Source organism: Gudongella sp. QWL-04, from assembly GCF_058683975.1.
Genome location: NZ_CM178754.1, coordinates 641,349 through 655,354, shown reverse-complemented (window position 1 = coordinate 655,354; position 14,006 = coordinate 641,349). Strand labels below are relative to the sequence as shown.

Below are 14,006 nucleotides of genomic sequence, written 5' to 3'. Positions count from 1 at the left end.
TTTACAAAAATTTTATGTCAAAATATTTTTCAAGACATGACTCAAGCTTCGTCAATGGCAGGCCAACTACATTGAAATAACAGCCCTCTATTTTCTCTACAAGAAGAGCTCCTTTGCCTTGGATGCCATAAGCACCTGCTTTATCCAGGACCTCACCACTTGAGATATATGATTCGATTCTGTCCTTATTAAGATTTCTAAAGGTAACGATCGTTTTCTCATAATCAACCACCTTAGAACCTTTTGAAGAATCTATTATAGCTATCCCGGTAATTACTTCGTGACTTCTTCCACTCAATGCTTTAAGCATCTCATAAGCATCCTCTTCACTTTTAGGTTTTCCCATGATCGATCCATCGAGAACAACGATAGTATCTGCTGCAATGATCAAGCTGTCGCCAAACAGATCAGAAGCACCTAAGGCTTTCTGAAGAGCTAGTGACATAGCAACGCTTTCAGGTTTTTCAGAAGTCGAGGTCCTTTCAGGTATATCGCTTGACCAAATTATTGGAATTATATCAAGTTGTGCAAATAGCTCTTTTCTTCTGGGGGATCCCGATGCGAGAACGATTTTCTTCATGTGTTCACCTGTTTCTGAAATAGTACTCTAAAATTCTTTCTTAGATTATCTACTATATAAATTGAAGATAAGCCTACAAAATACCCAGTAAAAAGGCTTATGATCAATAAGAACGGCAAATATGAGTATATCCTTGGGTTGCTTAGCATGATCACCGCTACAGTCACCTGAGCGAAGTTGTGAGAAGCTGCTCCTATTATACTTACACCGATCAAACTAAAAAATCGGGATAAATATCTGTGAAAAATGTACATCATCATACAGCTTAATATTGCACCTGATATGCTATAAATAAATGACGAAATACTACCGGTCACGAGCATGAGTACAGTACTCTTTAGCATTCCTACTTTAATCCCGTCCTTGAATCCAAATACTATCAAGGTAACCAACACGACCATATTTGACAGACCCAAACGAGCCCCAGGCATACTAATTGGTAAAGGTATAGCGGATTCAATTACACTGAGAGCAAGCCCAACTGATACCAGCAAGGATATGAATATCATCTTGTTTGTTTTCTTCATTTGAACCCCACTCTAGTAATTCATTATATCAATTTCATCTGAAGATGCCGTTCCTTTGATCTCAACTACGAGATGGTTTGGAAGGCACACTATTGTTTCGCCTATCCTGGAGATATACCCTTGTTTTACATCTATCTTGTCCGGGCAATCGGCTTCTATGACCCTCACTCGTTCATCACCTATTTCAATCAGGTTATTACCGTACTTAGTTTCGACTGGAATTGTGCTGCCAGCCAACTGTGGATCAAAAATAACTTTTTTAATTTCCTGGCCATCAACCTGGATGCTTACATACTTATCTCTGCCTGAGAAGGCATACCTGTTAATGTAGGCAAACGAGGAAATACTTATCAATATAATCAGCAATATAAGAAGCTTATCGCCCTTAGTCAAATCAATCATCCTTCATTTGTCTGGTCATAATATCACATAGTATAGTTTATCATTTATGATTTCTATTTACAAGTTGCCCGAAAATAAAAAGGAGCCCCCGAAGGGGCTATCGGAAGTTTGACACTTGCATATTGCAAAACCCATTCAAAAGCTCTAAATAGCTTATTTTTTTTCGCTTTTTTTCATTTTTATATAGCGCACTTTCTCGCACTGTGTTATAATAGTAGTAATAGGAGGTGTTGTGTATGAGACTTAAGGTTAGTAAATCAAAAAATTCTGCTTCGCTTTATGTAATAAAATCCATCTATAATAGTAAAACTCAATCTAATTCTTCTGTGATAGTTGAAAAGCTTGGTACAGAAGCTGAGCTAAGGGAAAAGTTGAATGGACAAGATCCTTACGAATGGGCTAAAACCTATATCGATGAGCTTAATGAAAAGGAGAAAGAAGATACCAGTAAGGTTATGGTCCCTTATTCTCCCACTAAGCTTATTGCCAAAGATAAAAAGCGTTCTTTTAATGGAGGTTACCTGTTTCTCCAAAAGATTTATCATGATCTTAAGCTACATGATATCTGCAAGGAAATTTCTAAACGCCATAAGTTCACCTTTAATTTAGATTCTATTCTTTCGAGACTCGTGTATGGGAGGATTATATTCCCATCATCTAAACTTGCTACATATGACCTATCTTCAAGATTCATCGAGCAACCTGACTTTGATATCCAGCATGTCTACAGGGCTCTTGATGTCATTTCTAAGGAAACTGATTTTATCCAGTCTGAACTATACAAAAATAGCCTAAAGCTTTCAAAGAGGAACACTGGGGTACTTTATTATGATTGCACCAATTATTTCTTTGAGATTGAGGAAGAGTCTGGTTTAAGAGAGTATGGACACTCTAAGGACCACAAACCCAATCCTATTGTTCAGATGGGTTTGTTTATGGATGGCGATGGAATTCCTCTTGCCTTTGATATACATAGTGGAAGAACAAATGAACAGAAGACCCTTAAGCCTTTGGAGAAGAGGATCATCTCGGATTACAAGCTTTCGAGGTTTGTGGTCTGCACCGATGCTGGTCTTTCATCAATTGAAAACAGGAAATTCAATGATATGAGCAACAGAGCATTTATTACAACTCAATCTGTTAAGATGCTTAAGGACCATCTCAAGGAATGGGCTCTAGACCCTAAGGGATGGATGTATGGAGATAGTGGGAAGACACATGACATTTCCAAACTGGATGAGGAGAAGGATTATTTAAAGACCTTTCATAAGGAAAGGTGGTTTAATGAGAATGGCCTGGAGCAAAGACTGATTGTCACCTACTCCCTGAAATACAGGAACTACAAAATGCAGATCAGAGAAAATCAAGTACAAAGGGCTGTGGATGTTATTGAAAAGAATCCTGCAAAGCTTAAGAAGTCGAGTTCTAATGACTACAAGAGGTTCATAGAGAAAATCAATGTGACTACAGATGGTGAAGTGGCTGAGAAGGAACTGCTTAGTATTGACAATACTCTGGTTTCCAAGGAAGCCATGTATGATGGCTTTTATGCGGTATGTACAAATCTGGAAGATGATGTCAGTGAAATAATCAGAGTAAACCACAGAAGATGGGAGATTGAGGAATGCTTCAGAATCATGAAGAGTGAATTCAAGTCAAGACCGGTGTACTTAAGTCGAGATGAAAGGATTCAAGCTCACTTTACAACATGTTTTTTGTCTTTGGTAGTGTATAGATACCTTGAGAAGTCTCTTGGCAACAAGTTTACAACCTGTGAAATTATCAAGGGTCTAAGGGATATGAACTTTTATGAGGTACCTGGTGAGGGATTGATCCCAACCTATGAGAGAAACGACTTCACCGACACATTGCACGATTCATTTGGCTTTAGGACTGACTATCAGATACTAAAAATGAAACAGGTCAAAAATATTTTAAAAATCACTAAGAACTAAAAAAAGTACGCACTTTTTGAGTAAAATGAAAAAGCTTAGAACATAGTTGTTGCAATGTGTTCCAAGCTTTTTTGTAATTTTAACTGTCAAACTCGGGATAGTATAGTTTATCATTTATGATTTCTATTTACAAGTTGCCCGAAAATAAAAAGGAGCCCCCGAAGGGGCTATCCTTAACTCGCAAATTTCTGTGCAAAATCCTCACTTACTATAGATACGTTATCAATGGCATTTGTAGGGCATTTCTCCACACAAACCATGCAATTGATGCATTTATCGTAATTTATCCTTGCAAGATTGTTCTCAAAGCTAAAAGCATCGGTAGGACAATTCTTTACGCAGATCTGACAACCTATGCAACCTACAGAACAGTAGCTTCTGACAAGCTTGCCAGGATCCTGGCTTTTGCATTTTACTACTGCATTGTTAGTATATGGTACCAACTCGATGATCTTCTTTGGACATATCTCAACGCACTTGTTACAGGCAGTACAATTTTCTTTATTTACAACTGCTATTCCATTTATCATCCTTATCGCGTTGAATTCACATACGTCAAAGCATGAACCACAACCTACGCAGCCGTAAGAGCATTCCTTTTTACCACCTGCTAATGTAGATTGTATCCTACAATCTTGCAGACCTTGGTACTGGTATTTATCTTTTGCTTTCTCGCAATCTCCTTGGCATAACACAACAGCTACTTTCTTCTCGAATGAAGCTGCATTTACACCAAGTATCTCTGCAACATGATTTGCAACTTTCTGACCACCAATGGAGCATGAATTCGTTGGAGCGCGGCCTTCAGCAAGAGCAGTTGCTAATCCTGCACACCCGGGAAAACCACAGGCTCCACAGTTTGCTCCTGGCAAAGCTCCTAAAAGCTCCTCAACTTTAGGGTCGACTTTAACTGCAAACATCTTCGAAGCTACGGCTAGAAGAACACCAAACAACAATCCTAAACCGCCAAGTACTATTATCGGATTTAATATCTCACTCATATCAGTCCCCTCCTAAACAAGTCCAGCAAAGCCGGCAAAGGCTATGGACATAAGGCCAGCTGCTATCAATGTGATTGGAAATCCTACTAATGCTTCAGGAATATCAGCAATTTCCATTTTTTCTCTTAATGAAGCAACAAGAACTAGAGCAAGGAAAAACCCAAGAGCAGCAGTAGCAGCACTGACTGCTGTTTGAAGTAAGTTGTAGCCTTCCTGGATATTCAGTATTGCTACTCCAAGTACAATACAGTTGGTGGTTATCAAAGGTAAGTACACGCCCATCGCACTGTAAAGTGTAGGACTCATTTTCTTAAGAGCAAGTTCAACGAATTGTACTAATGACGCAATAACTAGAATGAACACCAAAGTCTGCAGGTATGCAAGCCCTAGAGTATCCAATATAGTTTTTTGAATTATATAAGTAATTACGGCTGCGAAGGTAGTAACGAAGGTTACTGCCATACCCATACCTGTTGCCGTCTCCATCTTATTGGAAACACCGAGGAAAGGGCAGATACCTAGGAATCTTGCAAATACGTAGTTATTGACAAATATATTTGATATGATCAATGCAAATAGACCCAATTTTCTTCCCCCTTTCTATTCTGCAAATCTTTTTTTAATAAAAGTATTGAATAAGCCTATCAGAATACCTAGTAATATAAATGCTCCCGGAGGTGCTATAAAAATCGCGGCTGGCTGAAAGCTGTCTCCAAATAATTGAATACCCCAAATACTCCCTGCTCCAATAATTTCACGAATTGCGCCTAGTAGAGAAATAGCAAGTGAATAGCCTAAACCCATAGCAATACCGTCAACAAGAGATTTGAATACGCCATTCTTAGAAGCAAATGACTCAGCTCTAGCAAGTATTAAACAGTTTACGACTATAAGTGGAAGGAATATCCCCAGTGCTTGGTATAAAGGCTGTAAATAAGCCTTCATAAACATTTCAGTCATAGTTACAAATGTAGCAATTATTACAACAAATATTGGTATTCTGATTTTATCAGGAGTAAATTTCCTTGTTATTGAGATTACTATATTTGATAAAGTCAAAACTGCTATAACTGCAGCGGACATACCCACACTATTTTTAAATGAGCTAGATATAGCAAGTACTGAACACATACCAATCAACTGAACAAAAATCGTATTTTCTCTAATAATACCATTTCGAATTATCGTTGAAATTTTCAAAGTCTACACCTCCTCATCTAATTTGCCAAGAAGTTGTTGTAAGCTTCAATGGCTCCATTAACTCCTGCAAGTACTCCATTTGTGGAAACTGTAGCCCCTGATAGCGCCATTACTTCGTTATCGGCTGAAGGAGAACCTACAGCAGACAAACCGGATGCAAAGCTCTTACCCGCGAAAGAAGCTGCGAATGACGGATCGTCTACAATCCTTGATCCTAATCCAGGCGTTTCAGACTGCTGCATAACTTTAAGTCCTGCTAAAGTGCTGTCTAAGTTAACTCCCAGTTGGATGATGATATCGCCGCCATATCCACCGGTTTTAACCTTCATAGCATAACCAATTGTTTCTTCACCTTTTTTAGCTTCCATTACCTCAGTCACGAAACTATTGCTTGAGGTAATTTCTGCCAACAACGACTCGTCAATTGGCAAAAAGTCGTCTGCTTCTGTGAATATTTCAAGAAGTGCACCAAAGCTTTCCTGCCTTTCCCTCTCTGCAATTACCGGATAGGTAACCGAGTTTACACCAGCAAGAACTCCTCCTGCTACTGCTGTTACTATAAGTAAAACTAACCCTAGCTTAATAGTCTCATTCATTTATTTTACCTCCCCAAAAACCTTAGGTTTTGTATATTTCTCAATTAATGGAGCGGCAACGTTCATTATTAGTATAGAGTAGCTGACTCCCTCAGGAAGTCCTCCCTTTACCCTGATTAAAGCAGTAAGGAGTCCGCACCCAAAAGCAAAAATGATCCTACCCAAAGGTGTAACCGGTGATGATGAATAATCAGTAGCCATAAAAAAAGCACCAAGAATAAGCCCACCACCGAATATATGATAAGTAATATTCCCTGCATCCACTCCTAAAACCAATAACAAAGCGCATGTAGTACCTATAAAAATTAATGGGATCTTCCAGTCTATAACATTCCTGTAAATCAGGTATGCAGCACCTATTAATAATAATATTGCTGAAGTCTCGCCGATTACCCCACCAATATCTCCAAATATCATCCTTTGAATAGCAGGGAGATTCCCACTACCACTTTTTAATATTTGGAGTGGAGTTGCAGCACTTATCCCATCTGGTGTTATGTAAGCAGTCATTATGGCTGGCCAGGAAGCAACCAATGCTGCCCTAGCTCCTAGTGCTGGGTTCATAAAATTCTGACCGATACCACCAAAAAATTCCTTGATAATAATAATTGCAAAACCGGCTCCGAAAACAGCCACCCACCAAGGAGTACCAGCTGGAAGGTTAAGAGCCAAAAGTACGCCTGTGACAATTGCACTCATGTCTCCAATTCTCAATGGTTTCTTAAAAAGCTTTTGAATCAATGCTTCAAAACCAACAGAAGCAATTACGGTTACCAATATTAATTTAAGAGCATTGAAGCCAAAGAAGTACACACTACCTATCATGGCCGGCAACAATGCGATAAGTACATCCATCATGATCCGTTTTACTGACTCATCAGACCTAACATGAGGAGATTGTGACACTATCAACAGATCATCCAATATGACAGGATCGTTTTGAGTTGGACCCATTACTTTCTCATCCATTCATCTTCCCCCTAACCTATGATTTCTTTCTTTTGGCAATTATTTCTTTTTTAATGTTCTTGATCGATTCTGCTAAAGGTCTTTTAGCAGGACAGACAAATGAACACGCACCGCATTCAACGCAGGATAATGCTGCGTATTTATCGGACATTTCAGTATTATTTTTCAATGCATAAGCACTGATGAACAGGGGCTGAAGGCTGGAAGGGCATACCTCAATACACTTTCCACACTTAATGCATGGAAGTACCGGATCTTCTTTTACATCCTCTGCAGGAATAACCAATATTCCACCGGAGCCCTTTATAATCGGAGCATCAAGAGTAAACTGAGCAATTCCCATCATAGGTCCTCCGGAAATTATTTTCCCAGGCTTAGCTGTAAATCCTCCACATTGCCTTATAAGTTCACCAAATGGTGTCCCTATTCTTGCAAGAACGTTCTTTGGTTCTGCAATACCTTTACCTGTAACAGTTACTACTCTTTCATACAAAGGCTTGCCGTACAGGACTGCTTCTGCAATCGCCTTCGCAGTGGAAACGTTTGAAACAACGCATCCAACATCCATGGGAAGACCACCTGTCGGCACCTTTCTGCCTGTTACTGCATCGATTATCCTCTTCTCATCTCCTTGAGGATACTTTGTTTTTAGTGCTACCACTTGGATACCATCAGCCGGATCAACCGCCTTCTTCAAAGCTTCGATTGCATCCGGTTTGTTATCTTCTACTGCTATGTAAGCTTTTTCAACGCTTAGAGCTTTTTTTACTGCCTTAAGTCCCAAGACTACGAGTTCAGGCTGCTCCAGCATTACTCTGTGGTCGCTTGTGAGGTATGGTTCACATTCAGCGCCGTTTAGGATCAAAGTATCGATCGGTTTCTCCTTTGGAGGAGAGAACTTTACATGTGCCGGGAAGCTTGCACCACCCATGCCTGTAATGCCTTTGTCCTTGATGATCCCAATTATTTCCTGAGCTGTAAGCATATCAAGGCTTTTCTGTGTTCCAAAATCATCCATTTCTTCTGTGCCATCGTTTTCAATTACGACACATTTTACCTTCATACCAGTAGGAGTGTACATCATTTTTATCTCCTTGATGGTACCAGCTATACTGGCATGGATGCTTCCCGAAACAAAAGCGCTTGATTCCCCAATCTTCTGACCGATCTTTACCCTGTCACCAACATTTACTATTGGTTCGCAAGGTGCGCCGGTATGCTGATGCAATGGTATATAAGCGATTTGAGGGCTCTCAGCAACTATTATTGACTTTTTCTCGGTTAATTCCTTGAACTCGGGTACGTGAACTCCACCCTTGAAAGTCAACTTTCCTTGGCTCATTCCTATTCCACCTCTTTACTTGATATAATTTTAGCAATTTATGTCAAATTTTTGCACACAAATCACTGCTATGAACATTATAGCATTAATTAGTTTGAATGTATATAAATATGGGTATCTTAATTGTTCGAGATTTGGGAAAATAAATGAAAGGATTAGATGTTGGTGCGAGTGATGGGACTTGAACCCATACGCCAATACTGGCACATGCCCCTCAAACATGCCTGTCTGCCTATTCCAGCACACTCGCACAATATTTGCGGACTGATAAATCAGTCCGCAGAGGATTATTACTAGTTTATTATAATACTTTTCAGGTACATTTTCAACTTTAATCTGTTGAAAATGTAAGAAAACATTTCTCCAATCCATTATAAAGGTTATAGAAGTTTGGTTCCAACGGACCAGAAATCTGGTTGTCTACCATCAAGGATCTGTTAAGGAAAAACAAGCTTCCTACTGGGACCTCCTCGGCAAAAGCTCTTTGAAGTCTTGAAAAATCATCAAATTTATACGATTCATCCCATCGGTAATAGGTTGAATCGAGATAGCTTCCAAGTCCTTCTGCTTGGTCTTCGAGTGTTTTCATCCACCCAACTGCGTTCAATAAAGGCGATAGCTCAGGGACAGCTGACACACTGAATCCTACTAAAGCGAGTTTGTAATCTCCCTCTTGAAGCATCCTCAAAAATGCTTGATCCATTGTCTCGTTCTTAAGTGGTTGAGGGTGGACAATTTTAATGCCTATTCCCAAGCTTTCAAGATCTTCGCGTATCCTTTCAGCAGTGACCTTTCTTGTTTTGTTCTCTGGATTTACTAGTAGATCTAGCACCAGCTCCTCTTGATCAAAAATATCAGTAACTCGTCCAGTCTCCATATTGATTTCATATCGACCGGATTCTTCCAACTCTTGTCTCATTCTGTCAATGCTGAATCCAAGCTGTGCTGTGGATGGGTCAAAAAGATAAGACTGAGGATGTATCGGTGTATCAGATTGGGTACCGTGTTGCAATAGCACCTTATTGATAATATCCTGGCGGTCAATACCCAGCATTATGGCTCGCTTTAGATAATTACTTTCCTTTAGGTTAAATGGTTCAGCATTGTGATTGAATACCAATAGTTCAATTTCATCAGATACATACTCCAAAAATCTTATTCTTGAGATATGTTCATATTTATCCCAATCAGAGCCTATGCTTCTTGCCATACTAAGTTTTCCCGTCTCAAAGGCAGTTAAAATCAACTCCTCATCCTCGAATATTTTACCCGATATTCTTGAGATCTGGGGTTCTCCTCCCCAATAGTCAGCGAAAGAGTCAAGTATGACTTCCTTGTATTTAATATATTCTCTGAATTTGAAGGGACCGGTCCCTATAGGTTCATATCCGTCTCTCAGCAGCACAGAACTCCCCGTAGACACGGGGACTATGGGAAATGTCAGAAGGTCCTTCCAGTTTGACAAAGGCTCTTTAAATACAACTTCTACAGTTCTCTCAGAGAGCTTCCTTAGCTTCATGAAGTCCATATCCACAGGCCCACGGACAGTATTTTCCAGAAGTTTATATAGGTAACCCTCAGTATTTGCTGATATTAAAGCATTGTAAGTGTGAACTACATCATCTGCATTCAGGTATTCACCATTATGCCATTTTACACCTTCTCTAAGATATAGCTCAGCCTTCTTGCCGTCATCACTAAGCATATAGGTGGCTGCTAATCTTGGTATAGGCTGTATAGTACTGTCATACTCAAAAAGGCCTTCAAATGTAAGCTTACTGAAGTAGAAATAGTCTATATTATCAACTAGAAGTGGATTCAAGTCATTAAATCCAGTCAAAGGCAACCCGATCTCACCATTTTCAACGATAATGTACTCTACTTCAGTATTTTCAGTCGTTGGTGCCGGCTCTAAAATATCCAAACCACATCCTGACAATATTATGCTAAGGCAGGTAAACAGGGCCACATAAGTCATACTCAAATTAATACTTTTCATAATTACCTTCCTCTAGATCAGGATTCAGACCTTCAGAGGATCCTTTACTTGTGATCCTACCCGACATTTCGTTCAACAAGCTATAAATCTGAGCTTCAAGCTGCTCCTTTGAACCTATGTTATCTATAACCACATCAGACAAATCTTTTTTTAGTTCAATGTCCATTTGAGAATCAACTCTCTTGACAGCTTCCACTTCATTAATCAGGTTTCTCTTTCTTAATCTACCCAGCTGAATGTTTCTATTCGCATAAACAAGCCAAATCTCGTCGAAATAAACGCCTTCTTCCTCCATGTTTCCCTTTACCTCAAATAATAGAGGTATATCAATAAATACTACCTCCTGGTCACAATGGAGATTCAATCTTCTAACGATTTCTTCTGATATCAGGGGATGAAGCAATGAGTCAAGCTTATTCCTAAGCTTATCATCAGAGAATATGATATCGCCCAATGATTTTCTGTCTATCTCGCCGGAAACGTCAATAACCGTAGGAAACTCATGAGCTACAAGCAGGCTTCCGATTTTTCCTGGCTCAAGAATATGTCTAGCTATCTCGTCTGCATCGATTACGAGGTATCCAAATTTCCTTATGATTGCTGAGGCTGTGGATTTCCCGGTAGCAATACCTCCTGTCAAGCCAACAACATATGGCTTATTTCGTGTCATACCAGCTATCTCCTTCCATAACATCTACCTTCAATGGTACATTAAGTTCAATAGCATTCTCCATTATTTCTTTCATCATGCCCTTGACATATTCCAATTCTTCAACAGCTGCTTCAATAATAAGCTCGTCGTGTATTGTCAGTATTAACCTTGATTTAAGGCCTTCAGCTTTTAATCTGTCATAAACCTTAACCATTGCAAGCTTTATAATATCTGCAGCACTTCCCTGGATGGGCATATTCATAGCAACTCTTTCCCCAAAGGATCTGACGTTGAAATTGCTGGATTCGAGCTCAGGTATATACCTTCTTCTATTGAGCAATGTTTCCACATATCCTTTTTCTCTGCCCATTTCTACAGATCTGTCCATATATTCCTTTACAAGCTTATAATTGTCGAAATAGTTATCGATGTAAGTTCTTGCTTCTTTTCTTGTTGTCCCAAGGTCCCTCGACAGGCTGAAGTCCGATATCCCGTAAATAATGCTGAAGTTAACTGCCTTGGCTTTATATCGGAGTTCAGGTGTAATTTCTTCCAAGGGTATTTCGAATACCTCCGAGGCTGTCTTGGAGTGTATGTCCTCTTCATTAACAAAGGCTTCCTTCATCTTTGGATCATCTGAAATATGTGCGAGTAGTCTTAATTCTATTTGTGAATAGTCGCCGTCCAAGAGCTTGAATCCTGGTTTTTCAGCTATGAATGCCTTTCTAATCCGTCTGCCGTCCTCAGTTCTTATAGGTATGTTCTGAAGGTTTGGTTCGGTACTTGATATTCGCCCTGTGGATGTAACCGTCTGGTTGAATTTTGAATGGATTCTTCCAGTCTCTTTGCTTATCATAGGTTGCAGACCTTCAATATAGGTGCTTTTTAGCTTTACTATTTGCCTGTATCTAAGGATTTTAGATATAATTGGATGCTCCTTCTCAAGCGTTTCTAAAACCTCGACATCAGTTGAATAACCAGTCTTAGTTTTTTTGATTACCGGTAGTTTAAGCTCGTCAAACAGTATCTCTCCCAGTTGTTTTGGAGAATTAATATTAAAGCTTCTTCCAGCCAGTGAATAAATGCTTTCCTCAAGCTCTTTTATCTCGATAGCATACTCCTCGCCAAGTTTTAGCAATTGGTCTTTATCGACAGCAACTCCAGTATTCTCCATGCTTGCAAGAACTGTAACCAGTGGCATTTCCACCTCTTCAAAAAGCTGGACCATGTTCCTGTTGGAGATTATTTCTTTCATTGGAGCTTCAAGCTTTTCAACAGTGTCCAAAATGAATCCAAGGTATGATAAACTGTCTTCTATAGGCAAATCTCCAAAGGAGCCCTTGTTTTTCTTAATCTTTTCATCGAGGTCTGGTCCGTATGATCCAAAGTATTCGTAGCTTAGCTTATTTATTGAGAGATTACTTTGGCTTGGGTTTATTATATATTCTGCTATTGAAGCATCAAATACTATTCCCATAGGATCCCAGCCAAGAGAAAGCATATAGCAAATATCGGGCTTTACATCCCAGCTGGTTTTTTCGATTTCTTTATTCTCGAAAACCTCCTTTAATTCTGAAAACAGATCCATTGCATTTTCTTGTCTTAAATCAATGACCCATGCACCCGATCCCGAGATTGATAACCCAAATATTATTGGATCTCCATATAGATAATCCCCATTGAATAATGTTTTGAAGCAAAAACCTCCGTTAGCAATTACCTCTTGAATGATTTTCTTCAATTCAGATCTATTGGATAATGCTTCTGGATTCTTATAATCATGAACCTCTTGATTTTTTACTGCATCCGGAAGTTTTGAAAGAAGGCTTTTTAACTCAAGCTCTTCATATTTTTTTCTTAGCAGACCGGTGTCGACTTCTTTAACTAGAAGCTCATCTATTCCAAAGTCAAGCGGCACATTTACAATGATCTCCCCAAGTCTTTTGCTTAAAAATGCCTTCTCTTTGTTATCCAGCAGCTTCTCTTTAAGTTTTCCGCCGCTTATGTTTTCAATTGATTTATAAACATTTTCAAGGGTTCCAAATTCCGTCAATAGCTTTAACGCTGTCTTTTCTCCAATACCAGGTACCCCTGGAATATTATCCGACTTATCTCCCATCAAGCCCTTCATATCGATAAATGTTTCAGGCGAAATACCGTACTCCTCTCTTATCCTGCTCTTATCATATATATCCATTTCAGATATGCCTTTTTTTGTGATAAGGACCTTAGATTTGTCTGTTGCAAGTTGAAGGTAATCTCTGTCTCCTGTTACTAGGATGACATCCATCCCCAGATCCTCACCTTTTCTTGCAAGAGTCCCTGCTATATCATCAGCTTCAAATTCCTCCATATCATGGATTTTTAATCCCATAGCATTAAGTATATCCTTAATTAGCGGGAATTGCTGCGAAAGCTCATTTGGAGTTTTGTCTCTGGTTCCTTTGTATTCCGAATACTCATTGTGTCTAAATGTCTTAGCACTCCTGTCAAAGGCCACGCATATATGAGTTGGTGCATATTCTTCACGAACCTTATTGAGCATATTTAAAAATCCCAGAACTGCATTAGTATATATTCCACTTTTTGTGTTTAGTGGCGGCATTGCATAAAATGCTCTATACACAAGCGAGCTGCCATCTATTATCATTAATCTTCCTCTATCCATAGTAACGCCTCCTCATAGGAATAGTATACAATATTGCCCAGGATTGGTAAACCTGATAGATATGCTTAAAAACCTGTTGATTTTTAGCATCCTATGTGCTATTATAAGTTTCGTA

General features: G+C 39.2%; 13 protein-coding genes and 1 tRNA gene. 1 reads left to right on the top strand and 13 read right to left on the bottom strand.

The annotated features are described in order from the left end of the window. Position 1: 1 nt before the first annotated feature. The 3 genes from AC4PHB_RS03295 to AC4PHB_RS03285 are packed head-to-tail and all read right to left on the bottom strand — an operon-like array spanning position 2 to position 1,509. On the bottom strand, positions 2-580 hold the full coding sequence (locus tag AC4PHB_RS03295; protein WP_492137220.1) for a Maf family protein: 579 nt from the start codon (positions 578-580) through the stop codon (positions 2-4). After that, a complete protein-coding gene (locus tag AC4PHB_RS03290; RefSeq protein ID WP_492137219.1) occupies positions 577-1,107 on the bottom strand; it encodes a Gx transporter family protein in 531 nt (176 codons plus the stop codon). Before AC4PHB_RS03290 ends, AC4PHB_RS03295 begins: the two co-directional genes overlap by 4 nt. A 12-nt stretch (positions 1,108-1,119) precedes the next feature. Further along, entirely contained in the window at positions 1,120-1,509 is a 390-nt protein-coding gene (locus AC4PHB_RS03285; RefSeq protein ID WP_492137218.1) for a NusG domain II-containing protein, read from the bottom strand. Between the two features lie 236 nt (positions 1,510-1,745). Here AC4PHB_RS03285 and AC4PHB_RS03280 point away from each other — a divergent pair, with 236 nt between their 5' ends. Continuing rightward, on the top strand, positions 1,746-3,464 hold the full coding sequence (locus tag AC4PHB_RS03280; protein ID WP_492137217.1) for an IS1634 family transposase: 1,719 nt from the start codon (positions 1,746-1,748) through the stop codon (positions 3,462-3,464). Between the two features lie 173 nt (positions 3,465-3,637). On the opposite strand, the gene AC4PHB_RS03275 is transcribed toward AC4PHB_RS03280, so the two are convergent. The 10 genes from AC4PHB_RS03275 to polA form a co-directional block, all read right to left on the bottom strand. Further along, positions 3,638-4,465 (bottom strand): RnfABCDGE type electron transport complex subunit B, encoded by an 828-nt coding sequence (locus AC4PHB_RS03275; protein WP_492137216.1) that lies wholly within the window; start codon positions 4,463-4,465, stop codon positions 3,638-3,640. Between the two features lie 12 nt (positions 4,466-4,477). Beyond that, the gene (locus AC4PHB_RS03270) at positions 4,478-5,050 is read right to left on the bottom strand and encodes an electron transport complex protein RnfA (protein WP_492137215.1); all 573 of its coding nucleotides are present in this window, start codon (positions 5,048-5,050) and stop codon (positions 4,478-4,480) included. A 15-nt stretch (positions 5,051-5,065) separates the two neighbouring features. Then, positions 5,066-5,665 (bottom strand): electron transport complex subunit RsxE, encoded by a 600-nt coding sequence (gene rsxE / locus AC4PHB_RS03265; RefSeq protein WP_492137214.1) that lies wholly within the window; start codon positions 5,663-5,665, stop codon positions 5,066-5,068. A gap of 17 nt (positions 5,666-5,682) precedes the next feature. Continuing rightward, a complete protein-coding gene (locus tag AC4PHB_RS03260) occupies positions 5,683-6,261 on the bottom strand; it encodes an RnfABCDGE type electron transport complex subunit G (RefSeq protein ID WP_492137213.1) in 579 nt (192 codons plus the stop codon). Beyond that, complete coding sequence (locus tag AC4PHB_RS03255) at positions 6,262-7,215, bottom strand: RnfABCDGE type electron transport complex subunit D (protein ID WP_492137736.1); 954 nt, start codon at positions 7,213-7,215, stop codon at positions 6,262-6,264. A gap of 31 nt (positions 7,216-7,246) precedes the next feature. Continuing rightward, positions 7,247-8,572 carry an electron transport complex subunit RsxC gene (gene rsxC, locus AC4PHB_RS03250; protein ID WP_492137212.1) on the bottom strand — a complete coding sequence of 442 codons (1,326 nt, stop codon included), beginning with the start codon at positions 8,570-8,572 and terminating at the stop codon, positions 7,247-7,249. 163 nt (positions 8,573-8,735) lie between these two features. Then, positions 8,736-8,822, bottom strand: a tRNA-Leu gene (locus AC4PHB_RS03245). 81 nt (positions 8,823-8,903) lie between these two features. Continuing rightward, positions 8,904-10,571, bottom strand: a complete 1,668-nt coding sequence (locus AC4PHB_RS03240) for an ABC transporter substrate-binding protein (protein WP_492137211.1) — start codon at positions 10,569-10,571, stop codon at positions 8,904-8,906. Beyond that, on the bottom strand, positions 10,558-11,241 hold the full coding sequence (coaE, locus tag AC4PHB_RS03235; RefSeq protein ID WP_492137210.1) for a dephospho-CoA kinase: 684 nt from the start codon (positions 11,239-11,241) through the stop codon (positions 10,558-10,560). Before coaE ends, AC4PHB_RS03240 begins: the two co-directional genes overlap by 14 nt. Next, positions 11,228-13,891: a DNA polymerase I gene (polA, locus tag AC4PHB_RS03230; protein WP_492137209.1), complete on the bottom strand. Its 2,664-nt coding sequence runs from the start codon at positions 13,889-13,891 to the stop codon at positions 11,228-11,230. Before polA ends, coaE begins: the two co-directional genes overlap by 14 nt. Positions 13,892-14,006 lie beyond the last annotated feature (115 nt).